General features: G+C 53.2%; 23 protein-coding genes. 19 read left to right on the top strand and 4 right to left on the bottom strand.

Annotated features, from left to right (window positions below):
* Positions 1 to 48 precede the first annotated feature (48 nt).
* The 6 genes from phnW to IAE55_RS25305 all read left to right on the top strand — a co-directional run bounded on the left by phnW (position 49) and on the right by IAE55_RS25305 (position 4,928).
* The gene (gene phnW / locus IAE55_RS25330; protein ID WP_200634229.1) at positions 49 to 1,146 is read left to right on the top strand and encodes a 2-aminoethylphosphonate--pyruvate transaminase; all 1,098 of its coding nucleotides are present in this window, start codon (positions 49 to 51) and stop codon (positions 1,144 to 1,146) included.
* Positions 1,143 to 1,982 carry a phosphonoacetaldehyde hydrolase gene (gene phnX, locus IAE55_RS25325; RefSeq protein WP_200634228.1) on the top strand — a complete coding sequence of 280 codons (840 nt, stop codon included), beginning with the start codon at positions 1,143 to 1,145 and terminating at the stop codon, positions 1,980 to 1,982. Before phnW ends, phnX begins: the two co-directional genes overlap by 4 nt.
* Positions 1,983 to 2,154: 172 nt before the next feature.
* A complete protein-coding gene (locus IAE55_RS25320) occupies positions 2,155 to 2,538 on the top strand; it encodes a VOC family protein (RefSeq protein WP_152399593.1) in 384 nt (127 codons plus the stop codon).
* A gap of 101 nt (positions 2,539 to 2,639) precedes the next feature.
* Positions 2,640 to 3,236 carry a LysE family translocator gene (locus tag IAE55_RS25315; RefSeq protein ID WP_200634227.1) on the top strand — a complete coding sequence of 199 codons (597 nt, stop codon included), beginning with the start codon at positions 2,640 to 2,642 and terminating at the stop codon, positions 3,234 to 3,236.
* 7 nt (positions 3,237 to 3,243) lie between these two features.
* Entirely contained in the window at positions 3,244 to 4,029 is a 786-nt protein-coding gene (locus tag IAE55_RS25310) for an AraC family transcriptional regulator (protein WP_200634226.1), read from the top strand.
* Between the two features lie 305 nt (positions 4,030 to 4,334).
* Complete coding sequence (locus IAE55_RS25305) at positions 4,335 to 4,928, top strand: YdhK family protein (protein ID WP_200634275.1); 594 nt, start codon at positions 4,335 to 4,337, stop codon at positions 4,926 to 4,928.
* 209 nt (positions 4,929 to 5,137) lie between these two features.
* Here the strand turns inward: IAE55_RS25305 and IAE55_RS25300 are convergent, their stop codons facing one another.
* Positions 5,138 to 6,214 (bottom strand): LCP family protein, encoded by a 1,077-nt coding sequence (locus IAE55_RS25300; RefSeq protein WP_234489855.1) that lies wholly within the window; start codon positions 6,212 to 6,214, stop codon positions 5,138 to 5,140.
* Between the two features lie 353 nt (positions 6,215 to 6,567).
* On the opposite strand from IAE55_RS25300, the gene IAE55_RS25295 reads away from it, so the two are divergent.
* The 4 genes from IAE55_RS25295 to IAE55_RS25280 all read left to right on the top strand — a co-directional run bounded on the left by IAE55_RS25295 (position 6,568) and on the right by IAE55_RS25280 (position 9,324).
* The gene (locus tag IAE55_RS25295) at positions 6,568 to 6,906 is read left to right on the top strand and encodes an antibiotic biosynthesis monooxygenase family protein (protein WP_186382023.1); all 339 of its coding nucleotides are present in this window, start codon (positions 6,568 to 6,570) and stop codon (positions 6,904 to 6,906) included.
* Positions 6,907 to 7,067: 161 nt separating this feature from the next.
* A complete protein-coding gene (locus IAE55_RS25290; protein ID WP_105445174.1) occupies positions 7,068 to 7,643 on the top strand; it encodes an NADPH-dependent FMN reductase in 576 nt (191 codons plus the stop codon).
* Positions 7,644 to 7,851: 208 nt separating this feature from the next.
* A complete protein-coding gene (locus IAE55_RS25285; protein ID WP_116233032.1) occupies positions 7,852 to 8,430 on the top strand; it encodes a TetR/AcrR family transcriptional regulator in 579 nt (192 codons plus the stop codon).
* A gap of 75 nt (positions 8,431 to 8,505) precedes the next feature.
* On the top strand, positions 8,506 to 9,324 hold the full coding sequence (locus tag IAE55_RS25280; RefSeq protein ID WP_200634225.1) for an SDR family oxidoreductase: 819 nt from the start codon (positions 8,506 to 8,508) through the stop codon (positions 9,322 to 9,324).
* Positions 9,325 to 9,514: 190 nt separating this feature from the next.
* Here the strand turns inward: IAE55_RS25280 and IAE55_RS25275 are convergent, their stop codons facing one another.
* On the bottom strand, positions 9,515 to 9,832 hold the full coding sequence (locus IAE55_RS25275) for a winged helix-turn-helix transcriptional regulator (protein WP_076173085.1): 318 nt from the start codon (positions 9,830 to 9,832) through the stop codon (positions 9,515 to 9,517).
* A gap of 312 nt (positions 9,833 to 10,144) precedes the next feature.
* Between IAE55_RS25275 and zwf the strand changes: the two genes are divergently transcribed.
* From zwf to IAE55_RS25245, 6 genes are all read left to right on the top strand, one after another.
* On the top strand, positions 10,145 to 11,647 hold the full coding sequence (zwf, locus tag IAE55_RS25270; protein WP_200634224.1) for a glucose-6-phosphate dehydrogenase: 1,503 nt from the start codon (positions 10,145 to 10,147) through the stop codon (positions 11,645 to 11,647).
* Positions 11,648 to 11,723: 76 nt separating this feature from the next.
* Positions 11,724 to 12,617, top strand: coding sequence for a phosphogluconate dehydrogenase (NAD(+)-dependent, decarboxylating) (gene gnd / locus IAE55_RS25265; protein ID WP_076173084.1), 894 nt, complete (start codon positions 11,724 to 11,726; stop codon positions 12,615 to 12,617).
* A gap of 228 nt (positions 12,618 to 12,845) precedes the next feature.
* Positions 12,846 to 13,511 (top strand): fructose-6-phosphate aldolase, encoded by a 666-nt coding sequence (fsa, locus tag IAE55_RS25260; protein ID WP_076173083.1) that lies wholly within the window; start codon positions 12,846 to 12,848, stop codon positions 13,509 to 13,511.
* 327 nt (positions 13,512 to 13,838) lie between these two features.
* The gene (locus IAE55_RS25255) at positions 13,839 to 16,133 is read left to right on the top strand and encodes an ABC transporter ATP-binding protein (protein WP_200634223.1); all 2,295 of its coding nucleotides are present in this window, start codon (positions 13,839 to 13,841) and stop codon (positions 16,131 to 16,133) included.
* The gene (locus IAE55_RS25250; RefSeq protein WP_200634222.1) at positions 16,130 to 16,693 is read left to right on the top strand and encodes a DUF1854 domain-containing protein; all 564 of its coding nucleotides are present in this window, start codon (positions 16,130 to 16,132) and stop codon (positions 16,691 to 16,693) included. Before IAE55_RS25255 ends, IAE55_RS25250 begins: the two co-directional genes overlap by 4 nt.
* A gap of 41 nt (positions 16,694 to 16,734) precedes the next feature.
* Complete coding sequence (locus IAE55_RS25245) at positions 16,735 to 18,942, top strand: ABC transporter ATP-binding protein (RefSeq protein WP_145161855.1); 2,208 nt, start codon at positions 16,735 to 16,737, stop codon at positions 18,940 to 18,942.
* 179 nt (positions 18,943 to 19,121) lie between these two features.
* On the opposite strand, the gene IAE55_RS25240 is transcribed toward IAE55_RS25245, so the two are convergent.
* Positions 19,122 to 19,406, bottom strand: coding sequence for a hypothetical protein (locus IAE55_RS25240; protein WP_105445183.1), 285 nt, complete (start codon positions 19,404 to 19,406; stop codon positions 19,122 to 19,124).
* 240 nt (positions 19,407 to 19,646) lie between these two features.
* Here IAE55_RS25240 and IAE55_RS25235 point away from each other — a divergent pair, with 240 nt between their 5' ends.
* The 3 genes from IAE55_RS25235 to IAE55_RS25225 all read left to right on the top strand — a co-directional run bounded on the left by IAE55_RS25235 (position 19,647) and on the right by IAE55_RS25225 (position 23,119).
* Complete coding sequence (locus tag IAE55_RS25235) at positions 19,647 to 20,969, top strand: MFS transporter (RefSeq protein ID WP_145161852.1); 1,323 nt, start codon at positions 19,647 to 19,649, stop codon at positions 20,967 to 20,969.
* A complete protein-coding gene (locus tag IAE55_RS25230) occupies positions 20,941 to 21,855 on the top strand; it encodes a polysaccharide deacetylase family protein (RefSeq protein ID WP_145161849.1) in 915 nt (304 codons plus the stop codon). Before IAE55_RS25235 ends, IAE55_RS25230 begins: the two co-directional genes overlap by 29 nt.
* A 148-nt stretch (positions 21,856 to 22,003) precedes the next feature.
* Positions 22,004 to 23,119, top strand: coding sequence for a mechanosensitive ion channel family protein (locus IAE55_RS25225; protein ID WP_234489854.1), 1,116 nt, complete (start codon positions 22,004 to 22,006; stop codon positions 23,117 to 23,119).
* A 120-nt stretch (positions 23,120 to 23,239) separates the two neighbouring features.
* Here IAE55_RS25225 and udk read toward each other — a convergent pair whose 3' ends face one another.
* A complete protein-coding gene (udk, locus tag IAE55_RS25220) occupies positions 23,240 to 23,875 on the bottom strand; it encodes a uridine kinase (protein ID WP_089549327.1) in 636 nt (211 codons plus the stop codon).
* Positions 23,876 to 24,033: the final 158 nt, after the last annotated feature.

Raw genomic sequence — 24,033 nt, 5'->3', positions numbered from 1 at the left:
ACGACGACCGAAGAAAGAACCCAATACACCGCAGGGAGTGACTTACCCATGAACCAATACAAGCTGTTAACCCCGGGACCGCTGACCACGACCCGTACGGTTAAGGAGGAAATGCTCCTGGACCGCTGCACCTGGGACGATGACTATAAATCGATCACGCAGCGGATCCGGTCCCAATTGCTCGGCATCGCCGGCGCCGATCCCGCGGAATACACCGCCGTGCTGATGCAGGGTAGCGGCACGTTTGCGGTCGAATCGGTCATGACCTCGGCCATTTCCGACCAGGACAAGGTGCTGATCATCACGAACGGCGCTTACGGCGAGCGGATCGTCCAGATGGCGCGGTATATCGGCTTGAACTATGCGGAATATCGCATCGATTATGACCAGCATCCCGACGAAATGGATCTTCGTGACTTGCTTGACGCCGATCCTTCCATTACCCATATCGCGATGGTTCACTGCGAGACGACGACGGGCATTTTGAATCCGCTCGAAACCGTAGCGGGGCTGTCCCAAGCGTACGGCAAAACGCTGATCATCGACGCCATGAGCAGCTTCGGCGGCATTCCGATCGATGTGCCGGGCCACGGTATCGACTATTTGATCAGCAGCGCCAATAAATGTATTCAAGGTGTACCCGGCTTCGGGTTTGTCATTGCCAGGCTGGAGAAGCTGAAGGAATGCCAAGGCACATCGCGCAGCCTGTCGCTCGATCTCTACGACCAGTGGAAGGGCATGGACAAAGACGGCAAATGGCGGTTCACCTCGCCCACCCATGTCGTGGCGGCCTTTGCGAAGGCGCTTGACGAGCTGGCGGAGGAGGGGGGCGTCCAGGCCCGGTTCGAACGCTACCGCCAGAACAACCGGCTGCTTCGCGACCGGCTGGCCGGCATCGGGCTGTACGCCTATATCGAGGAAGCGAAGCAGTCGCCGATCATTACGACGTTTTTGTTCCCTGACGGGCAGCATTTCAGTTTTGCCGACTTTTACGCCTACGTGAAAGAAAGGGGCTTCGTCATCTACCCCGGCAAGCTAACGGACGTCGATACGTTCCGCATCGGCAACATCGGGGAGATCTATGAGGAGGACATCGAGCAGTTGTGCGGTATAATCGAGGAATATATGGGAGGAATGAAGCGATGAACCGGATCGAGGGTGTGATTTTGGATTGGGCCGGAACGGCCGTCGACTTCGGCTGCTTTGCGCCGGTGAACGTCTTTGTCGATATTTTCAACCAGGCTGGTATTGAAGTTACGATGGAGGAAGCCAGAGCACCGATGGGCATGCTCAAAATCGACCACATCCGCGCCATGCTGTCCATGCAGAGAATTTCTGCTCTCTGGAAGGACAAGTACGGACGGGATTTCAGCGAAGAGGACGTACACCGGCTGTACGCCGCGTTTGAGCCTGCGCTGATGGCCTCCCTGTCCGAATATACGGCTCCGATACCTGGCGTCATCGAGACGGTGGAAGCGCTGCGGGCAGACGGACTGAAGATCGGCTCGACTACAGGGTATACGCGCTCCATGATGGACGTCGTCACTCAGGGCGCACGGGAAAAGGGGTACTATCCCGACTATCTCGTCACCCCTGACGAAACGGGATCTTACGGCAGACCGTATCCGTACATGATTTTCCGCAACATGGAGCATCTGAAGCTGTCCGCATCCTGGAAGGTGGTCAAGGCCGGCGATACGGCCTCCGATATCCAGGAAGGCGTGCAGGCCGGCGTATGGTCGGTCGGCGTCGTCATCGGCAGCTCGGAGATGGGCTTAAGCCAGGAGGTATACGACAGCTTGCCCGCGGCAGAGCGGGCCGAGGCGATCGAGCGCACGAGACGGGCGTTCCTGGCGAACGGGGCCGATTTTACGATCGATACGCTGGCCGAGCTGCCGGCCATCATCGGAACGATCAACCAGATGCTGGCCAAGGGCGAACGCCCGGGCCAAGCACAGCGGCTGCAGACCGCAGAGCTTTAATAGCATATAGTTCAGCTGTCATCCAACCGCGCCTCGGCGCGGTTTTTTATATTGGCTAAATCTATTCAACAACGATCCTCTTGAAAATTTGCTGGAGGGATGGGTAGAGTAATGTAAGGGTGCCGATTGTAACGAGAGCACCAACACCACAATTTCAAAGGAGGCACAAAGGATGAAAATCGTTGTGACCAGTATATTTGTATCAGACCAAGATCGGGCACTTCAGTTTTATTCGGAAAAGCTGGGGTTTGTCAAAAAGGAGGACGTTCCCGTCGGTGAATACAGGTGGATCACGCTTGTCTCTCCCGACGAGCAGAACGGCACCGAGCTCTTGCTCGAACCGAATAACCATCCTGCTGCCAAAGAGTATCAAACGAAGATATTTGCTGATGGCATCCCGGCAGCGATGTTTGGTGTGGAGGATATTCATACAGAGTATAAGCGGCTGTTGGAAAACGGTGTAAAGTTTACGATGGAGCCGACCCAAATGGGCCCTCTTACATTAGCCGTCTTCGACGATACATGCGGCAACCTTATCCAGATTGTGCAGAAGTAACACAGCAGAGCGGCTGAAGAAGTCCCTGCAATAATGTACTATCCGCCTGCCCGCCCCGCACCCTATAATGCTAAAAAACGACGGTGTGAGGAGTATCCAACATGAACATTGCTTCTTTTCTGCTGTACTGTGTCATTGTTACCTTTACGCCGGGGCCATCGAATATCGTCATTTTGGCGGCGGTCCGGCAGGAGGGCTTCAGGCAGGCGGCCAAATATATTACCGGGGCTTCTATCGCTTACTCTTTGCTGGTGGCCGCTTCGGTCGTGGTGAACCGGGAGCTGGTTACGGGGATGCCCGTCGTTCTTACGGTTCTAAGGATCGCCGGCAGCTTGTTCATTCTGTACCTGGCATACCAGATTTACCGCATGGACGTGTCCAAGGCGGCGGCCAAGCAGACGGCGTCTTTTATGTCGGGATTTTGGATGCAGTTTCTGAACCCGAAAGTGGTGCTGTTCACCATTACCGTCATTCCCATTTACGTCATGCCCTATTATTCTTCAGGTTGGGTCTTGGCCCTGTTTGTGGGATTGGTCTCGCTGATCGGCGTTGCCGCCTATTTTTCCTGGGGACTGTTCGGCACGCTGCTCAAGGGCATTCTGCAAAAATACCAAAAAATCTCGAATATCGTTTTCGCCCTGCTTCTGGTATACTCGGCCGTAATGGTATCCGGGATCACAGACATCGCGAGGGGGTGAGCGGAGGATGGAACGGTTCGAGTATAAGCAGGCGGCGGGCATTACCGCGCTGTCGGCAAGCATTGCCGATTTTACGTACAAAAAGCACTGCCACGAGGAGTACGCGCTTGGCGTCACCCTCCGCGGCGTTCAGCAGTACGACCTGGAAGGGAGCCTGCAGTCCTCCCACCGCAGCGGCGTGATGCTGTTTCATCCCGAGCAGACGCATGACGGCTGGTCGCAGGAACGCTCCGGCATCGATTATGTCATGCTCTACATTCACCCGGATCAATTCCTGGAGGCTTTGGGGAAAAAGGAAGTGCTCCGCTTCTCCGACCCCATCGTGTACGACGCGGGGCTGCGGCGCAGCATTCTCGATCTGTCCACCGCCATTGCCGGCGGCCAATCCGAGGCTGTATGCAGCGAGCTGCTGTTTCGAGTTGCGGGCCACTTTTCGGAGGACATTCTGCGGCCGATGGACATCAAGGCCCCGTCGTTCACCCGCAAAGCCAAGGAACGGATCCACGAGAACCTGGAGCATGTGCTTCGGCTGGACGAAATCAGTGGGGAGTTCGGGATGTCCAAGTATCAGTTCATCCGGGCTTTCAAAGCCAATACCGGGCTCTCACCCTACCAGTACTTCCTGAATTGCCGCTTGGAGCGGGCCCGGCAGCTGATCGAAAAGCACCGGGATATTTACCTGGCGGTGAGCAGCTGCGGGTTTGTGGATCTGGCCCATTTGAACCGCCATTACAAGCATGTGTACGGCACGACGGCATTCGAATATTTGTCTTACTTGGAGGGGAAGATCTGACCTCGTTAGGTTTGTCTTTTATAAGTTCGTAATGCGGGCATGTCATCCGAAAGGATGGCGTGCCTTTTTGCGTTTTGCGTTGGAACACCGGACTGACTCCCGGATGGCGCCCCTGTCCGACAGGAGGTTCTTTCGTCATTTCCCCATGGATCTTCGGATTGAACGGCTGCTCATGTGAGCGACGTTTTAAAAGAGAATGTATCGGGAACAATGGATGTCATGAAATGTCCATGATTATAGTATAGGGTACTAGGGTATATTAGAAGGGGGCAGTCATTCTGAAGACGAAAAGGAGTGCTGACATGATGAAAAAACAATGGCTTATACTCATCGCCGCGGCCATGCTGGTGCTGGGAGGGTGCCAAAATAATGACTCCGCGTCGGAGCCGGCATCCGTGACCCCGTCGCAGCACGAGCAGGCAGCGGATGATTCGGACATGAACATGGATCAGATGGACGAGATGCATCATTCCGGTTCCGGGGAAGTTCCCGCAGGGCTGAAAGAAGCGGCGAATCCAGCTTTCAAGGTGGGAAGCCAGGCGATCATCGAGGCCGGCCACATGAAGGGGATGAAGGGCGCCAAAGCTACCATTGTCGGTGCCTATGACACGACGGCCTATGCCGTCTCCTACACGCCGACGACCGGGGGGCCCAAGGTGACGAACCACAAGTGGGTGATCCACGAGGAGATCGAGAACGCCGGTGCCGAGCCGTTCAAGCCGGGGGACGAGGTTGTACTGGAGGCGGACCATATGCCGGGAATGAAGGGCGCCAAGGCGACGATCGATTCCGCCGAGAAAACGACGGTGTATATGGTGGATTATGAGCCAACGACGGGCGGCGATCCGGTCAAAAACCATATGTGGGTTACGGGAAGCGAGCTGTCGGCTGCCAAATAACCGCGCCGAATACCCCTTAACCATCCAGGGCCACGATCAAGTGGCCCTTTGATATTTTCCAGGCCGATACTCTTAGAAGAATTTCTATTCCGGATTCATCGCCCTTTCGCAATATTGGATAAGCATCGAAAATAAAAAAGCACCCTCTAAGGGTGCTCACGCAAATTTGGGCCGGATCCCAATCCCTACTTTCCGGAAAGGCGGTTGAGTTACTCTCCGGAATATAGGCCGATACGGTTCCCGAGGGTCGACAGCCTCTTCGGCCTTTGGTCCAGCTCACCGGCCAAGACGGTCAGTGCTTCTTTGAGCTGCTGCTCATTCCAATACACATAAGGGCTTTTCCACTGGCCCTCGACGGTCTGCATCTGGATTTGGTCCGGTTTCATTTTTTTGTAATTGAGGAGCCACCGCTCCATATTCTTGGCGGGAACGTCCGTCTGAACCTGTTCCCCGATAATGTCCAGCACTTGCCCCCATTGGCTGATGCCTTTAAATGAAGTGAGCTTGTCCAGGACCTGGTTCAGCACCTGCTGCTGGCGCCGGTTCCGGTCGAAATCTGAAGACGGCGACGATCCGTCGTTGGACTTCCGGTAACGGACGAAGTCGAGCGCCTGTTTGCCGTCCAGATGCTGCATACCCTTGCGCAGATTGATATCCGTGCCGTCCGCCGTATCTTTGTACCGCATGTCCATGTCGACGTCAACATCGACGCCGCCGACAGCATCGATGATCTGCCGGAATCCTTCAAAGTTGATCATAACCATATAATCGACCGGAATGTGGAACAAGTCGCCAAAGAACTCCTTCGTGTCGGCCATGGCCGCCTTTTTGTCCTTGATATAGTAATGGGCGTAATAGTAGTTGGCTTTGTGCGTCCCCAGTTGGGATTGGCTGACTTTTAAATCCCGGGGGATGGATATTAAGCTTGCCGATTTCTTTTCAGGATTTAGCGCCCCCAAAATCATCACATCGGTATTGATCGTTCCCCCGCTGCCTTCGCGGTTGTCGATTCCGGCGAGCAGAAAAGTCATTGGCTTCATGTCGGCCTCGGTTACGCTTTCAACCGGCGGCTCGCTGACGGCCTCCCCCTGTTCCTGCTGCTGGGACTGGGGTGCGTAATATTCCGCTGCAGCCGATATTTTATGTAAGGTTGATATCGCTTTATGATGCAAAAATCCAAGGAATCCGCCTACTCCGATCAGCAGGAGCGCGATTACTGCAGTGATGCTGAGCATCCACTTGCGGAGCCGGCTTATTTTCTTCTTTTTTTTGGAACGTGGTTGCATAACATCCTCCAATCCTGTTCTATATAGAATGAACTAAAGAAATGAATGTTCTAGGCTTCTATTAGGCCGCTATGACCGAAAGTTCAATGCAAAACTTTAATTCATTCTATCTATCAAAAAAAGCACTATACATATGTATACTATAATTATTACAAGCGAGCAACTTTACATAGGTTTCATTATACAATGTACAAAACTTAGCGCTGAATACAGTCGGCAATGGACCTTCAACGGAATGATGATTCGTTCTCTTGACAATCGGCATATTCTGGAATAAGATGGTTCCATAAATGACAGTAAGCACTGACAGTCATGATTAGCTTGGCATTTTTTAAAACAAAGGAGGAAAGGAAATGGGAGATGATCAAATGGGCGGAAAACCGGTCGTGTGGGTCAATACCTTTCAAGTGAAGCCGGGCAAGCTGGACGAATTCATGCGGATTCAGTCTGAGGAGCTGCGTTCTTTTGCAGAACAGGACACCGTAAACGGAGCGCTTGGGAGCCGACTTCTGCGCGCATCCCATCGGGACCGGGCCATAGCCATTGCATTGTTCGAGAGTGTAGAGGCCCACCAGTCCTGGCTTAAACAGGCGGATTTCTCAGCGCATTACGACAAGATCAAGGATCTGATCGAAGGGGCGGAAGGCGATTATTATACGGTTGAGGCTGCCTACGGGGCAACCATTGAATAAACAGGGCGGCGAGAGACGGGTGACGGGATGGCTGTGAGTGAGTACCTGTGAATGAAGTGCACCATGAATGACAGTAAGTACTTACTGTAATCTATGAATGAACTATTAATCTATTTATGAGCTACTAATCTATTTTGAATAATGAAAGGAGTTATTAAGTCATGATGAATATTGGAATTATTATTGGGAGTACCAGACCGGGACGCAACGGGGAGGCGATCGGCCGCTGGGTGCATGACATCGCAAGCAGTCGGAGCGACGCCAGATTTGAACTGGTCGATATCGCGGATTACCGGCTGCCGCTGTTTGATGAGCCGATGTCCCCGATTATGGGGCAGTACTCCAAGGAACATACGGTGGCATGGTCGAAGAAAATCGCCGAGTTTGACGGCTTCGTGTTCGTGACTCCCGAATACAACAAATCCATACCCGGAGCACTGAAGAACGCCATCGATTTCCTGTACCATGAATGGAACAACAAGGCGGCAGGCATTGTGGCTTATGGCGGAGGCGGAGGCTCACGTGCAGCGGAGGCGCTTCGATTGATCCTTGGCGAGCTGATGGTAGCTGATGTTCGCGCACAGGTGGGGCTGTCCCTGCATACCGATTTTGAAAATTACACGGTTCTGAAGCCTGGCGCCCATCAGGAAGCGGCGGTTCACGCCATGCTGGATCAGCTTGTGTCCTGGAGCGAGGCGCTGCACACCGTTCGGCAGAAGGAGAAAGCCCACGCCTAAAAGGGCTCTCCAAGTTATGCTCTTTAAAGCCAATCCGGAGGATGATGCCGGGTTGGCTTTTTTTCCTACTATATATAATGGGGTTTGGAGCAGGGCGTCTATCCTCCGACCGAGTGTCCCTTGACAAGACGACCAGGGATCGTTAAGATTAGAATGAACGTTCTATCGTGATTCAAATTTCGAAAGCAGGCTGGAGGCTAAACCGATCATGTTTGAGAAATATAACAAAGTTCAACAGGCAGTGCTGGAAACGACGCTGCGCATTATTATCGAAAAAGAGCTGCAGGCGACGTCGATGGCGCTGATCGCCAAGGAATCGGGCGTGTCTACCGGAAGCATTTATCATTATTTTTCAAGTAAGGAAGAAATTATAAACGAATTGTATCGAGCGATCGTTCTATACAATGGAGAGTATGTTACACGAGGGATGGACGCCAAGGAACCGATCCGGACCCGTTTTAACCGCGCCTGGGAGAAGGTGTTCCAGGTCAGCCTTACACATCCGGAAGGTTTTCAGTTTATCGAACAGTATTCGTTCTCCCCGTATATTAACGATGCTGTCAAGCGGGAATCGTATGATGGCGGCTGGTGTAAGCCGATGGCGGCTTTGTACGCCAAAGCGATCGATTACCAGCTGTTCATTGAGCAGGAGCCGGCCATGATGGTGCAGATGCATTACGGCACGATGGCTTACCTGGTCAAAGGGCATTTGCAGAAGCATTTTACGCTGACGGATGAAGTGATTCAGACGGTAATTAACTCCTGTTGGAAGTCGGTTGCCAAATAACTCCGCACCGTAGGTGTGGTTTTTCCAGCCTGTTAGAGTGAACGTTCGATATGGAGGAGAAAAGGAGCTTATACAATGAGCAAAACGATATTAATTACCGGAACCAGCTCGGGTCTGGGCAAATTAACGGCCATCCATTTTGCGAAAATGGGCTGGAATGTAGCGGCGACGATGCGCACGCCGGAAAAAGAAACGGAACTGACGGCATACAGCAACATTCAACTGTTCAAAATGGATGTGACGGATGTAGACCAGGTTCAAACCGCCGCGAAGCAGGCGATCGATGCCTTCGGCGCTATCAACATCGTCGTAAACAACGCCGGGATGGGCACTTACGGGGCGCTTGAGCTGGCGGAAGAAGAGGCGATTGACTGGCAGTTTGCCGTAAACACACGGGGACCGATTAATGTGATCCGGGCGTTGCTGCCGCATTTTCGGGCGAACGGGGGAGGGATGTTCATCAATATCAGCTCCTTCATGGGCGTAACGAGCGCGGTTCCGCTGGGCTCCTTGTATAACATGTCCAAGTTTGCCCTTGAGGGACTGACGGAAGGCCTCTATTACGAACTGAAACCGCTGAATATCGAACTGAGGCTTGTGGAGCAGGGAGGATCATCGGGGAACAACTTTATGAACAATATGGTCTGGAGCACGAGTCCCGACATTCACGACTACGATGAGCTCACGGCCCAGCTGAAGAAGCGATTAGAACAGCCGGAGGGGGCCGACGCGGATGATCCTCAAACGATCGTGGATGTCATTTCGGATCTGGCCACCGGCAAGAACAAGCAGTTCCGTACGCTCGTGGGGAATGCGGCCCATGAATTGATGCGGCTCAGACAGTCCGTGCCGATTGAGGAATACTTGGAGACGATGCGAAAGACATTTTTGTAAAAATCGATCTCCCTGTTCAACACATGCGGCATGTCATGTATAAACAAAACTGTACGGCTTTGTTCCAACCAGATTAGAATGAACATTCTATCGGTGACAACGGCCATTTAATATCTAAAAAAGATCAACTCCGGTGGGGTTGATCTTTTTCCTTTTCGCAAATGATAAGACATGATGATACCGGCTCGGGTTAGAACCATTTCTCGGCCCATTCTTCAACGGCTTGAAGCGCTCTGCCGAGTTCGGTTCCCTTTCGCGTCAGAGAATACTCCGTACGGATCGGCCGCTCGGTAATGACATTGCGGATAATGATACCGTTATCCTCCAGCTCTTTAATGCGTTCGTTGAGCATGCGTTTGCTGAGATCAGGGATGTATGCATGAATTTCGCTAAAACGCTTTGGTTCCTCCATTAGGGTATGAACAATCAGGCTGACCCACTTTTTTCCCGTAATCTGGTGTGCGAGCTCGACCTTTTCGCATAAAAGCCTGGCGCGTTTCTCATCCATAGTGCTGACCCCCCCTGTGTGCACTGGTTACTTAATATTAACAAGTTATGATCTCTGTAAGGATTCCAAAAGATTCCCAAATCCAGCCGTCAATGGTCATACATTGCCATTATAATATCATAGAAAGCGCTGTCATCAAAGGGATTTTATTTCCGTTCATAATTTGGACAAGAATCTGTTGACTAATCGCTTAAATGGGTTTATGATTGCCAATGTGAATTTCAACAGGTTATTAAAAGTAACCTTGTTGCAACGGATTTATCTGCCAGCATGCGCATGGTTTTTGGTGGGAATGGAATGGAGGAGTCATACGTGGACAACATGACATTTGTCTTGTTTGGAGGAACAGGGGACCTGGCAAAGAGAAAAATATACCCTGCACTCTACAATCTGTTTATAGATAAAAAGATGCCTGAAGCGTTCTCGATTATCGCCTTGGGCCGCAGAGAACAATCTAGTGCAGATTTTCAGCAAAACGTAGCGAAATCGCTGCATACTTTTTCAAGAAGAACCGTAAACGATCCGGCCGCTTTGGAAGCTTTTCTCCAAACGATCCGGTATACCGTCCTTGATGCCAATCAAGTGGAGGATTACCATAAGCTGCGGAGCCTAGTAGAGTCGCGTGAACAGGAATTGAACATTCCTCAGAATCGCATGTTTTATCTCTCAGTGGCGCCGGAGTTTTTTGACGTGATCGCCTTAAATATTAAAGACAGCGGACTTGGTTCGACAAGCGGATGGAAACGTCTGATTATCGAAAAGCCTTTCGGACACGACCTGCAGTCTGCGCGCCATTTGAACGAGCAGCTCAGCAAAGCGTTTGATGAAAGCGAAGTGTACCGCATCGACCATTACCTCGGTAAGCCGATGGTGCAAAACCTGGAAATCCTCGAGTCTTCTAACCCGATTCTCAAAGCGCTGTGGTCCAACCATCACATTGCCAACGTCCAAATTACGGCAAGTGAGACCGTCGGCGTGGAAGAAAGAGCCGGATACTACGACAACTCGGGCGCAATCCGCGATATGGTTCAGAACCATTTGCTGCAAGTGCTGATGATGGTTAGTATGCGTCTTCCAGGCAGAGGCGATGCGAACGAAGTCCGTATGAAGAAGAAGAACGTCATGCAGTCCCTTCGTCCGCTGCAGAAGGAAGATATCGCGAAGAACGTGATTCGCGGCCAATATGCCGCCGGTCAAATGCAAGGGAAGCCGGTTCCCGGTTATCTTGATGAGCCTGGCGTCCCTGCGGGCTCGAAGAACGATACGTTTATCGCTACGCGCCTCTGGATCGATAACTACTTCTGGAGCGACGTTCCGTTCTACATTCGCACAGGCAAGAGAATGAAGGAAAAATCTACGCGGATCGTCATTGAATTTAAGGAGCCGTTGAAGGGACAAAATACCACCAACGATCCGAATCTTCTCGTGATTGAAATCAATCCGAACGAAGGCATCTTTATGCAATTGAACAAAAAGAATCCTCGGAACGATTCCAAGCTGGAGCCGATGCGCATTCACTTCCATGAAAATGGAAAGGACGTACCGGAAGCATACGAAAACCTGATTTTCGATGCGGTTCGCGGGGATTCCACGTTCTTTGCCCATTGGGATGAAGTCGAATTGTCCTGGCAGTACGTGCAGCCGATTCTGGATGCATTCGAGGAGGACAGCGTTCCGCTTCATCAGTATCCTGCAGGTTCGAACGGACCTGAAGCGTCTGACCAGCTGCTGGCTGAGGACGGCTTCAAATGGTGGCTGGATACAGAGCCTGAAGTTGTGAAAGAAGAAGAAAAGGTACTTGTGGGTCAATCTTGATCCAGGTTGTAAACCATACTGGTAAAGGTTTCAATAAACAAAAATAGAGAAAATGCATGGTGTGGAGGGAATTATAATGAAAGTCGGATTGATTGGATTAGGCAAAATGGGTTTGAATTTGGGACAAAATTTGATGGATCATAACCACAGCGTCGTTGCATTCGATTTGAACACAGCCGCTGTTGAAGACATGAAGAGCAAAGGCGCCGAAGGCGCTGCAAGCATCAAAGAGCTTGTGTCCAAGCTGGAAACGCCAAGAATCGTGTGGATCATGGTGCCTCACTCCGTTGTAGACTCGGTTCTTGACGAGCTGAAACCACTGTTGTCCAAAGGCGACATCGTGATCGAAGCCGGCAACTCGCACTACAAAGAGTCGATTGAAAGATATAATCAAATGAAGGAATTCGGCGTAAGCTACCTCGACGTAGGTACTTCCGGCGGTATGGAAGGCGCTCGTAACGGCGCTTGCTACATGGTCGGCGGAGATCAGGAAGCATGGGACATCGTTGAACCGATCTTCAAGGACACCGCTGTAGAGAACGGCTATCTGTATGCCGGCAAATCCGGCAGCGGCCACTTCCTGAAAATGGTGCATAACGGCGTCGAATACGGCTTTATGGCTGCCATCGGCGAAGGCTTTGAAGTGTTGGAGAAGAGCGACTTCGATTTTGACTACGAAAAAGTGGCCCGCGTATGGAACAACGGCTCCGTTATTCGTTCCTGGCTGATGGAATTGACGGAAAAAGCCTTTGCCAAAGACGCGAACTTGGACGAAATTAAAGGAATTATGCAATCTTCCGGCGAAGGTAAATGGACTGTGGAAACCGCTCTTGACCTGCAGACCGCTACACCGGTTATCGCTCTGTCCCTGCTGATGCGTTACCGTTCCCTGGAGAACGATACGTTCACAGGTAAAGTAGTTGCCGCGCTGCGTAACGAATTTGGCGGCCATGCTGTAGTTAAGAACTAATTCTAATAAATAAGTTGAACTAATGAATAGGATGCAGGCAAGGGAGTAAAAGGATTCCGAAGAAGCGAAGCGGTCGTATTTGGCTTTCGGATTTCTACCTTAAGTGGGCTCTGTACTATCAAGAAATCCGAAAACAAGAGCGATCGTAGGAACATTTTACGTACTTGCCCCATCATCCATTTTAATGGTTCAACTTATATAAAAAAAATAAGTGGAGGTTGTGAAATCATGAAATTTTTCATCGACACTGCAAACCTGGACGACATTAAAAAAGCATATAAAATCGGCGTTCTTTCCGGCGTGACGACAAACCCTTCTCTGGTTGCCAAAGAAGGCGTGAAGTTCGAAGACCGCATTGAAGAAATTTTGAAGGCTGTTCCTGAAGTGGAATCCGTATCAGCAGAAGTAACTCCGGATGCGGAAACTGCGGAAGATATGATCGCACAAGCCGATGAACTGATCAAAATCAACGGCGGAGACAAAAACATCACGATCAAGCTGCCAATGACGCTGGCTGGTCTTGAAGCTTGCCGTTACCTGACGAAAAAAGGCGTAAAAACGAACGTAACCCTGATCTTCACCGTGAACCAGGCTCTGTTGGCTGCACGTGCAGGCGCAACGTACGTATCCCCATTCCTGGGCCGCCTGGACGACATCTCAGAAGACGGCGTGCTGCTCGTGGCCAAAATCGCTGAGCTGTTCCGCGTTCATAACCTGGACACTCAAATCATCGCTGCTTCGGTTCGCCATCCAGACCACGTAACCCGCGTAGCGATGGCCGGTGCGCATATTGCTACTGTTCCATTCAGCGTCATCGCTCAACTGGTAAAACACCCGCTGACGGATCAAGGCATCGAGAAATTTGCTGCTGACTGGAAAAACGCAACGAAGTAATATTCAGCATAGCGGCTGAATAAGTATATATTAGGATAAAAAGGCTTCCTTCCTGCCGGGCTGCGGCGGAGGGGGGCCTTTTTAGCTTATAGAAATGGATGTGCTCAATAGGCCTGCGCTAAAGGATCTGGATCAAAACGGGTGCAAACTCCCGATAGTATGGGGAATTTAGCAATCGTGTAAACCGAAGGGAGCTGGTGTTGCCCAATGTTCAGTGTGTAATATTTTTGTATTAAGTAAATTTTCCCTTTCTTGGGAGAGGCAAAGGGTGTATGATATTTCGTACCTAATAAGACAACTGAAAAGACAACAGAATTTGGAGGACTCATGGATACACTTCCAAAGGCAATCATGAACGCACTGGCGCAGCACGGCGTGGCAAGTGAAAGCGTGCTCTGCTGGCTGCTGTGCGACCGGGCCCTGGAGAACGGGTTCAGGGATACGTATGTACTTTTGACCCGTGAGGAGCTCTTGATCTTGTCCCATGACCAGGCGCCAGCGCGGGAGAAGACATACAGCGGGTATGCGGCAAACACCCCGTTGAAAGGGCTTTCTCCGGAACAAGAGGCCCACTGGGAGCTGGAGGCGCTGAAGATTCGGGACATCGAATCGCTGAGCATCGTCAATCTGGTAGCCTCCGGCATGGTCGTCATCAAGGCACCGGAGGAGAGGGCCGTTGCCGCGTTCACGAATGGCGGCATGCGGAGCGCAGCCAGGCTGGCCAAAATTTTCGAGAAGCTGAAGAAAAGCGAAGAGCTCGGTCCGGAAGAGCTGCGGGACGACCAGGAACGGGCCACATGCCCGAAATGCGGCATGATCTACCCCGAAGAGGGGCGCCAAGTTTGCCCCAAATGCATGAAGAAGCACGCCGTCTTCGGCAGGCTGCTGTCCTTTGCGGGCAAGTATAAAGTTTCGATGTTCTGGATCGTGCTGTTTATGCTGCTGAACTCGGCGGCGGGATTGGTCATTCCTTATTTTCAAGGTACGCTGCTGTTCGACCAGGCATTGGGCGGCAAAGGCACATTCGCAGGTCAAATCGGGCTGGTCATCGGGCTCATCATCGTATTTCGGACGCTGTCGCTGCTGTTTGGGGTCATTTTCGGCGTCATCAACGCCAAGATGGCTGCGAATATCGCCTTTGACCTGAAATCGAGCGTGTTTCACGCCATGCAGAGGCTCTCTCTAAGCTTCTTTGAGAAGAAGCAGACGGGGCAGCTGATGACCCGCATCAACAATGATGCGACCGAGCTGCAGTATTTTTTCGTCGACGGTATTTCGTATTTTGTGGTCAACGCCATGAACATCATCGGGATCGTTACCGTGCTGCTGATCATGGATTGGAAGCTGACCCTGCTGTGCCTGCTTCCTCTCCCCTTCGTGTTCCTGCTCGTCCGCAAAGTATTTCCCAAACTGTGGAGGCTGTCCATCAGGCGGCATAAGCGGGTCAGCGCGATGAATGCCATCATCAGCGACACGATCCGCGGCACGCGGGTGGTGAAGGCGTTCGGGAAGGAGCAGATGGAGAATACCCGTTTCCAGCGGGCCAGCGGGGCTTTTTCCGATGCGGAGCAGTCTTTTAACAAAATGGGCGTGACCTTGTTTCCGGTATTGAACATCCTGACGCAAATTGGCGGCATTCTCATTTGGGCCTTTGGCGGCTGGAAGGTCATGCAGGGGGATTTTACGTTCGGTAAAGTCATGACCTTCATGAACTACATGCTCCTGCTGTACGGTCCGATCCAGTTTATGAACAATATTATGAACTGGTGGTCCTACTGTATGTCCGCGGCGCAGCGGATTTTTGAAATCCATGATGCGGTGCCCGACGTGGTGGAAAAGCCGAATGCGATGCAGCTTAAGGAAATGCAGGGCGAAATCCGCATATCGAACGTCACCTTCGGCTACGAGCCGAACAAGGCGATCCTGAAAGGGGTGTCGCTGCATGCAAGGCCCGGTCAAATGATTGGCGTCGTCGGGCACTCGGGGGCCGGGAAATCGACGCTGGTTAACCTGATTCCGAGGCTGTATGACGTCAATGAAGGAGAGATCCGGATCGACGGCATCCCGATCAAGGATGTGTCCATGGCGTCCCTCCGGACGCATATCGGCATCGTATCGCAAGACGTCTATGTCATGTCCGGAAGCATCGCTGAAAATATCGCCTATGCCGATCCGGACTGCACCTTGGCCGACCTGATTCACGCTGCCAAAGTGGCCGGCGCACATGACTTCATTGAGAAGCTGCCGGACGGTTACGATACCATTGTCGGTACCGGGGGGCATAACCTGTCCGGGGGCGAGAAGCAGCGGCTCAGCATTGCCCGGGCCATTTTGCACAATCCGAAAATACTGATTCTGGATGAGGCCACCGCCTCGCTCGATACGAAGACCGAGCTGCAAATCCAGGAGGCGCTCGATACGCTGATCAAGGGAAGAACGACGATTGCGATTGCGCACCGCTTGTCCACGCTAAGAAACGCCGACTATCTGGTCGTGCTGGAGCAAGGCAAGATCGTGGAGGAAGGGACGCATGAACAGCTGCTGGTGAAGGAAGGGGCTTATTACGACCTGGTCAAAAAGCATGACGATGCGCTGAAGATGAATGAGGTGATTACGGCATGACGCTTAAGGATGTGAGTGTTAGCGAGATTCTAAGGCCCGAGGACGGCGGGACCAGCCCCGGCCTCGCGGAGGCGGCACAAATCCGTTATTTGTCCCCGGACGATACGGTGTTTACCCTGACGGAAGGCCATATGCTGAACGTGAAGGCGGGGGGCAAGGAGCATGTCGGAGTGTACGTGCACTGCTCTTTTCCGCATACGAATAAGCGGATCTACTTATCGATCCGAACCGTCGAGAATGAGGAGATCGGGATGATCCGTTCCCTGGACGAGTTCCCGGAGAAAACGCAGCGGATGCTGGAGGAGCAGGTGGAGCTGCGGTATTTTGCCCCCGAAATCTCGAAGGTTCTCTCCGTCAAAGAGGAGTTCGGATATTCGTATTGGGATGCGGAAACCACATCGGGGCGCTGCCGCTTTACGGTTCGCGGCGGCGGCGGGAGCGTCAAGCTGATGACCGCAAACCGGCTGCTGATCGTGGATGTGGACGGCAACCGGTTTATCATCCCGCATCTGGACCGACTGAGCGACAAGGAATACAAGATGGTTGAGGTATGCATGTAGGTTGAACTTCGACGCCTGTCGATACAAGGACGGAGGTATTCATGAACCTTAATTTTACACTGCCGGAGCGCGAGCTGGAGGCCGCCTCGCAGGCTGTGGGGGAGCATATCCGTTACTGCGTGCCTGTCGATTTGACGCTGGGCGGGCAGCGGACGGAAGGTTATTTCGTAATTGGAGAGCAGAAATGGGCCCTGCTGCTGGAGGGCCGTGTGGTCGACAGCCGTCTGATTACCGACGCGAAGGAATACAAGGTGGTGCCGCTGATCGGCAGCGCCGTGCTGGAAGGGGACGAGGCCGGCACTAAATTTATTCTTACGAGGCTGTCCATGAAGCACGCAGCGAGGTACGGTTATATCGCCCAGATTCTGAATGATCTGTCCAGGCAGCGGACAATTCGAATATACAACGATGAAGAGGAGCCGGTCTGCGCCAGCTGCGGCGGTTCGCTCATTCCCGGAACGAGGGTGTGCCCGAAGTGCATGAACAAGGCAGCTGCTTTCAAGCGGCTGGTCTCGGTGGCGATGAATCACAAAAAAACCTTCGCGATCGGGCTTGCAGTGACATTAGCGGCGTCCGCCATATCGATGGCCGGCCCTTACTTTCAAAAGCTGCTGGTGAATTCCTCGCTGCAGCCTCCTCCCGGCCAATCACCGAGCGTTCCCGTGTTCATCTGGGCCATTCTCGGCCTGCTCTTCGTCCTTGTCGGCGGAGAGGGGCTCGGGATCATCAAAGGGCGGATCATGGCGGGGGTCAGCTCGCAAATCGCGGCCGACCTGCGCAAGCTGGTCTATGAGCGGATTCAGAGCTTGTCCCTCGGATTTCTGACCACGCAGCGGGCAGGGGACATCATGAACCGGGTCACCTCGGATACGGACCGGATCCGCAATCTGGTTCAGGAGCTGTTTACGACGGCTGTCTTTCAGCTCATTATTCTCGTGTCCGCGAGCGTGCTGCTCTTTTCAGCCGATTGGCGCCTGGCTTGCGTTGTGCTGCTGCCGGCGCCGCTCGTCGCCTACATCCAGCGGTATATTTGGAAAGGCGTGCTGTGGAAGCTGTTCCGCAAGCAGTGGAGGGTGTACGACAAGGCGAACTCCTTCCTGCATGACGTGCTGAGCGGGATCCGCGTCGTCAAGGCGTTCGGCAAGGAGGAGCGCGAGGTGAAGCGGTTCAAACAGTACAATGCCGAGTTTGCTGCGGCGACTATCCAGACCGAGAAAGTATTCAGTATCCTGTCGCCGATCTCGAACTATTTGATCCAGATGGGGCAGTATCTCGTGCTCCTCATCGGATGCAATATGATTCTTGGCAAGCAGATGTCCCTTGGGGAGCTGGTGCAATTCAGCGGCTACGCCGGGATGATATACGGTCCGATTGCGTGGCTGATGTTCATGCCGCGATGGCTGTCCAATGCCATTATTTCGGTGGACCGCATCTTCTCGGTGATCGATGAGCAGCCGGAGGTGATGGATTCCGAGGCGTCAGTCAAGCATTCGATTCAGGGAACGATTACGTTCCGGAATGTGATATTCGGCTACAAATCGTATGAGCCGGTGCTGAAGGAAATTAATGTGGAGATCAAGCCGGGGGAAATGATCGGTCTGGTTGGACATTCCGGGTCAGGGAAGTCGACGCTGATCAACCTCGTCTCCCGGTTCTATGACGTAAATGAAGGCGAGATCCTCATCGACGGAGTGGACATCCGCCGGATCGAGCAGGCGCATCTGCGCTCGCAGATCGGCGTCGTGCTGCAGGAGACATTTCTGTTCAGCGGCACGATCCTGGACAATATTCGGTACTCGAAGCCGGAAGCGACGTACGAGGAAGTGCTTGAGGCGGCGAAGATCGCCAATGCGCATGATTTTATCCTGCGCCTGCCGGACGGCTATGATACACGCCTGGAGGAGAACGGCGGCAACCTGTCCGGCGGAGAGCGGCAGCGGCTGGCGATTGCCCGGGCGGTGCTGAACGACCCGCGGATCCTGATCCTCGACGAGGCGACGGCCTCGCTCGATATCGATACGGAGAGCGCCATCCAGGAGGCGCTGCAGCGGGTCACGCGCAACCGGACGACGCTGGCGATCGCGCATCGCCTGTCTACGCTGCGGCATGCCGACCGGCTGATCGTCCTCGACAAGGGCGAGATTGCCGAAATCGGCACGCACGCCGAGCTTGTGGCTAAAAGAGGGATCTACTACAACCTCATCACTGCGCAGCGCAACATGTCCAAGAAAGCCGAGGCGGTGGGGTAGACCAGCAGGGGATGGCTGCGCCGGGTGGCCGAGATTGATGTTTGTGAAAAATGTATAGTTGTTCATCGCACTCCGGCTCTACGTGGTAGAGCCGGAGTATTTTTGTTTTAGCACGGGATGTCTTGGCAATTGTACTTATTGCGAATGTATCCTAATGAGGAAGGATAACAGCTTGTTATCTAGCTTTGCTTCTCCTTGGTAAAGAGACCGACCAGCAAAAGAATCACCCCGGTCAAAAAGAACAGCGGAATCAGGAGCATCATGAGGCCGATGGCAGCGAACCCGTCATGGGCGATCCAGTCCCCGTATATCAACGCAACGAGCCACGAAAATACAAATGCGATCGGCAGCATCGTCGTGATTCCCCACACCATGTATTTTCTTTTCGCCGATTTCCCCCTGCTGAGCTCAAAGGCTAAGCTTAACGCAGCGAGTACGATGACCGCTCCAACGACCAATGCCATTGGTATCCCTCCTGGTAGATAATTGTCTTTTTGCTTGTCATAGGTGAACTGCATGGCGACAAAGCTTAGGATGACCTGCTGATCCAAATGATAGCTTATGATATAGAACGCTTTAACATCCAGAGGGTTGGTTAAAAATGGTTTTTTGCTGCTCCGCAAAGGTAAAATCAGCCATTTGTTGAATAGTATTTCAGTAAGGCCTTAGGCCAAGAAGCCTATTCTCGTAGGGGAGGAATACACATGGCGCGCCGATGGGTAAATTCGCCGTACGCCTTTGCGCTGGGGATGTTTGCGATGATGGTTCCGAGTCAGGCATTCAGTTCGTTTTACAGCTATTTTTACGTGGAAAAGCTGGGACTCGGCGTCGGGCTCGCCACGCTCGCCAGAACCATTTTCCTGATCTGGGATGCGGTGAACAATCCGCTGTTCGGCTATTGGTCGGACCGGACCGAGACGCGCTACGGCCGGCGCAGGCCGTGGGTGTTTGCCTCCATTCCGCTGTTTATGCTTACCTTCGTGTTGGTCTTCTCCCCGCCGGGAGGATTATCGCAAAACGGGCTGTTCACCTGGTTTCTGGTGACGCTGGTGCTGTATGAGGCGGTAGCGACCGTTCTGTGGGTCAACTACGGGGCGCTGTTTCCCGAGCTGTTCCGCGGCGACCGGATCCGGGCCAAAGCCTCCGCCATCCAGCAGGGCTATCAGGTGCTGGCCCTTCTCATCGCCACTGCCCTGACGCCTATCATTTACGCGGCGATCAACTTCTCCAATATGGCGATCGTGTATGCTTTCGTGTTCGGCATCTGCATGCTCATCTGCATGCTTAGCGTGCGGGAGCAGCGGGACTCTGACAGGCCGGAGCCGATGAAGCTGGCCGCCGCCTTTAAGGAAACACTGAGCAACAAGAAGTTTTGGGTCTTCAACATTTCCAACTCGTTTGCCCAGACCGTGAACGGACTGGTCAGCTCCATGATCCCGTTCTACGCCAAATACGTGCTGCGGATTTCGGAGGGCCAGGTGTCGATTCTGCTGGCAGCCGTGTTTGTGTCCGTCATTCCGCTCGTGGGCGTATGGTACTGGATCGTCCGCCGGATGGACGGCGTGAAAGCCTGGCGGCTGTCGCTCATCCTGTACGGTCTGTCGGTCGTTCCGCTCTGGTTCGGTTACAACCTGGTGAGCGGCGTGGCGGCCGGCATCGCGGTAGGTTTTGGTTTGGCCGGTTTCCTCGTCACGCCGGCGATGGTCAGCGGACGTATTATCGACGAGGATGCGGAGCGGACCGGACGGCGGCGCGAGGGCATTTATACGGCAGTCAGCGGGTTCATTACCCGGTCAAGCGGGCTGATTTCGGCGCTGGCTTTTTACGTGGTCGGCCTGATCTTTGGTTATGAAAGCGGTGACAATCCGGGATCGAATCCGGAAGCGACGTTTCGTTACCTGATCAGTGTCGTGCCATTGTGTTTATTGGTCATATCGGTTGTGATATCTTTTATGGCCCGGTTTGATTTTCATATGACGGGGAAAGGAGAGGTGAAGCATGGCCAAGAGGCTCATCATCAACTGTGACGATTTCGGGCAGAGCCCAGCGATGAACCGGGCCATCATGCATCTGCTCGAGGAGGGCAAGGTCTCCTCGGCGACGATCATGGCGGTGGCGCCCGGTTTTGAAGAGGCGGCCGACTGGGCTGCGCGCCGGCAGCAGCCTAATGTGGGGCTGCACCTGACCCTGACGAGCGAGTTCGACGCCCTGCGCTGGAGCAGTCTGACCGGGCACCCGTCGCTGCATGACGCTGAAGGCAAGCAGTACCGGACGGTCAGGGAATTTGAGCTGGGCGCAGAGACGGGCGCCGTCGTGAAGGAGATCGACGCCCAGTACGAACGGGTCAAGCAGGCCGGCATCCGTATCAGCCATGTCGACAACCACATGGGCAGCCTGTACGGTATGGAGACGGGGCGCAGCCTGCTGCCCCAGACCTTTTGGAAAATTTCACGCTGGGGCCTGCCTTCCCGCTTTTTCCGCTACATCCACCCCGATGACCCGCTCCTTCGTTCGCTGAGCGGCATTGAACGCCCAGTAGCCAAAGCGGCGGCGCTGGCGGACACCTTCGGGGTGCCAATCCCGGATTATTTGCTGTCCCATCCCTTCGGATTGGTGGAAGGGGAAACGTATGACAGCTTCAAACGGTCGATCATCGCCAAGCTGTACGCCCTGCCGGAAGGGGTATCAGAGACCTACATTCATCCCGGCGCGGAGGATGCGTGGATGCTGGCCAACATTCCGCAGTGGGAGAAGCGGGTGTGGGAGTTCCGGCTGCCCTTTGATGACGATTTTGCGTACGCTTTGAAGGATGCGGGCGTGGAACTGACCCATTACGGCTATATTCAGGAGTACCTAAGACGGCCGCGCTTCAGGTCGGCTTTCCGGCTGATTCGAGAGCTGACCCGGAAATAGGGCGGCGAATATAGACGTTGTAAGGTCCCGTGAGGCGGGGCCTTTTTGGTTCTGGCATGATTTAACAACTTCCATTTTGGGCTTGGTGTTTAGACACAGGAAACGCCAAAATGTTATAATATAGGTCAATTTTCTGGGGGGTGTCTATTTGAGTATATGGACGTGGCTGCAGGATGTGATCGGCCGTGTCAGATGGATGGATGTGCTGGTTTCTGCCGGAATCATGGCCATTTTCGTGCTGCTGAACCGGTTTCTGGTCCGGTACGTGTTTTCGCTGGTAAACAGGAAAAACCGGGAGAAGGAACGGACGCTGTTGTGGGAAGAGGCGCTTGAGAAACCGCTCCGGTTGTTTGTTGTCGTCCTTGGGGTGTATCTGGGATTAAAATATTTGTTTTCCGTCCGTTGGGAGACCGCCATTGCGTTGGACGGACTTTTTCGCAGCGCGGTCATCCTGCTGATTGGATGGAGCCTGCTCACTCTGTCCAATCGGTCTTCATTTTTATTGGAGCAGCTGAGCAAGAAGATCCGGCTGGATGATTCGAGCATGCTGATTCCCTTTATGTCCAAAGTGCTGCGGTTTGTCGTGATCGCCCTGACCATTACGCTGATCGGTACAGAGTGGGGATTCAGCATCAACGGCCTGGTCGCAGGCATGGGGCTCGGCAGTCTGGCGATCGCCCTGGCTGCAAAGGATACGCTCGGCAATATTTTTGGGGGGATCGTCATTATATTGGAGAAGCCCTTCTCGAAGGGGGATTGGATCCTGACCCCCAGCGTGGAAGGATTCGTCGAGGATATCACCTTCAGGAGCACGAAAATCCGTACCTTTGCAGATGCAGTCGTGACAGTACCGAATGCAGCGCTGGCGGATCAGCCGATCACGAATTGGAGCCGCATGGGCAAGCGCAGGGTTACCTTTACGCTCGGCGTGGCGCTTGATTCGGACAGGGAACGGCTGGCCGCTGCGGTCGAACGGATCGAGACGGGCCTAAGGGAAAATGATAAAATCGATCAGACGACGATTCTAGTCAAGTTTACGGAATTTCAGCAAAGCAGCTTGGGCCTTTTCTTTTATTTTTTTACGAAAACGACCGTGTGGGCGGAGCATTTGGCAGTACGGCAGGAGGTAAATCTTGCAGTGATGAAGGTGCTGGAAGAAGAGGGAATTCGCCTCGCCTATCCAGCACAGCGCGTACTCCTTGAAGAAGGAGCCGCATGGAACGCGGAAGAAGAGGGACTGAGATCCGTTTCGAGCGCGGGATGATCCTTTCGTGCATAGAAAACAGCCCTTCGCACACGATTGCGAAAGGCTGCATTGGCTTGTCCGGTTTATTGTTCGCTGCCCGCTGGGAATCAACGGTTCTATAAACCGCTCAAGCCGAGTTTAGATGTCCGACCAGTTCCGGTCGCCCGTCAGGAACTTCTCCGTCAGGATCGACAGCAGCTGAATGCCGACTTCGTTTTCCCCGCCTTCGGGAATGATGAGGTCGGCGTATTTTTTGGATGGCTCGATAAAGGCCTCGTGCATCGGCTTTACCGTCGCCAGGTACTGCTGGTGAATCGACTGGATGCTGCGTCCGCGTTCCTCAATGTCGCGCAGGACGCGGCGCAGAATGCGGACGTCCGGATCGGTGTCGACGAACACCTTGATGTCGAGCATCTCGCGCAGCTTCTCGTCCGAGAGGACGTGAAGGCCTTCGATGATGACGATATTGTTCGGCGTCAGCTCCACCTTGTCGACTGAGGAGCGGGCGTGAACCGTAAAGTCGTACACCGGCGCGTAAGCGGTTTGGCCTTCTTTTAACTGGCTCAAATGCTCAATAAGTAGTTCATTATCAAAGGCGAACGGATGATCATAGTTGATCAGCTCCCGTTCCGCCAGGCTAAGATGAGGGTTGTCCTTGTAATAATTGTCCTGGGAAATGAAGGTGACCTTTCCCGAACCGAGACGATCGATGACCGAACGGGCCACCGTCGTTTTGCCGGAGCCAGTGCCGCCGGCGATACCAATAATAAGCATGACGAGTCGTGTACCCCCTAAATGAATTGCCACCTGCAACTATAACCCAAATATTGTAGCACAGCTGCTGCTTTTTTTCACCTTATCGGGGTTATGAGAAAAATGGTAAGGTAGTTGAGTGAGCAAGGCGAGCGCAATGGAAAAAAACTTGTTATGGA

It is taken from the genome of Paenibacillus sp. S28, assembly GCF_016624415.1.
Taxonomy (GTDB): domain Bacteria; phylum Bacillota; class Bacilli; order Paenibacillales; family Paenibacillaceae; genus Paenibacillus_AQ; species Paenibacillus_AQ favisporus.
The sequence above is the reverse complement of the archived record's forward strand: the minus strand, read 5'-3'. Positions and strand labels throughout refer to the sequence as shown.

Excerpts from the sequence above, each read along its gene's own strand:
- IAE55_RS25290 (WP_105445174.1), top strand. The coding sequence starts at position 7,068 with ATGATGAATATTGGAATTATTATTGGGAGTACCAGACCGGGACGCAAC.
- IAE55_RS25275 (WP_076173085.1), bottom strand. The coding sequence starts at position 9,832 with ATGGATGAGAAACGCGCCAGGCTTTTATGCGAAAAGGTCGAGCTCGCA.
- IAE55_RS25250 (WP_200634222.1), top strand. The coding sequence starts at position 16,130 with ATGACGCTTAAGGATGTGAGTGTTAGCGAGATTCTAAGGCCCGAGGAC.
- phnX (WP_200634228.1), top strand. The coding sequence starts at position 1,143 with ATGAACCGGATCGAGGGTGTGATTTTGGATTGGGCCGGAACGGCCGTC.
- gnd (WP_076173084.1), top strand. The coding sequence starts at position 11,724 with ATGAAAGTCGGATTGATTGGATTAGGCAAAATGGGTTTGAATTTGGGA.
- IAE55_RS25230 (WP_145161849.1), top strand. The coding sequence starts at position 20,941 with ATGGCCAAGAGGCTCATCATCAACTGTGACGATTTCGGGCAGAGCCCA.
- udk (WP_089549327.1), bottom strand. The coding sequence starts at position 23,875 with ATGCTTATTATTGGTATCGCCGGCGGCACTGGCTCCGGCAAAACGACG.
- phnW (WP_200634229.1), top strand. The coding sequence starts at position 49 with ATGAACCAATACAAGCTGTTAACCCCGGGACCGCTGACCACGACCCGT.
- fsa (WP_076173083.1), top strand. The coding sequence starts at position 12,846 with ATGAAATTTTTCATCGACACTGCAAACCTGGACGACATTAAAAAAGCA.
- IAE55_RS25295 (WP_186382023.1), top strand. The coding sequence starts at position 6,568 with ATGGGAGATGATCAAATGGGCGGAAAACCGGTCGTGTGGGTCAATACC.
- IAE55_RS25245 (WP_145161855.1), top strand. The coding sequence starts at position 16,735 with ATGAACCTTAATTTTACACTGCCGGAGCGCGAGCTGGAGGCCGCCTCG.
- IAE55_RS25310 (WP_200634226.1), top strand. The coding sequence starts at position 3,244 with ATGGAACGGTTCGAGTATAAGCAGGCGGCGGGCATTACCGCGCTGTCG.
- IAE55_RS25255 (WP_200634223.1), top strand. The coding sequence starts at position 13,839 with ATGGATACACTTCCAAAGGCAATCATGAACGCACTGGCGCAGCACGGC.
- IAE55_RS25315 (WP_200634227.1), top strand. The coding sequence starts at position 2,640 with ATGAACATTGCTTCTTTTCTGCTGTACTGTGTCATTGTTACCTTTACG.
- IAE55_RS25305 (WP_200634275.1), top strand. The coding sequence starts at position 4,335 with ATGAAAAAACAATGGCTTATACTCATCGCCGCGGCCATGCTGGTGCTG.
- IAE55_RS25235 (WP_145161852.1), top strand. The coding sequence starts at position 19,647 with ATGGCGCGCCGATGGGTAAATTCGCCGTACGCCTTTGCGCTGGGGATG.
- IAE55_RS25240 (WP_105445183.1), bottom strand. The coding sequence starts at position 19,406 with ATGGCATTGGTCGTTGGAGCGGTCATCGTACTCGCTGCGTTAAGCTTA.
- IAE55_RS25300 (WP_234489855.1), bottom strand. The coding sequence starts at position 6,214 with ATGCAACCACGTTCCAAAAAAAAGAAGAAAATAAGCCGGCTCCGCAAG.
- IAE55_RS25320 (WP_152399593.1), top strand. The coding sequence starts at position 2,155 with ATGAAAATCGTTGTGACCAGTATATTTGTATCAGACCAAGATCGGGCA.
- IAE55_RS25280 (WP_200634225.1), top strand. The coding sequence starts at position 8,506 with ATGAGCAAAACGATATTAATTACCGGAACCAGCTCGGGTCTGGGCAAA.
- IAE55_RS25285 (WP_116233032.1), top strand. The coding sequence starts at position 7,852 with ATGTTTGAGAAATATAACAAAGTTCAACAGGCAGTGCTGGAAACGACG.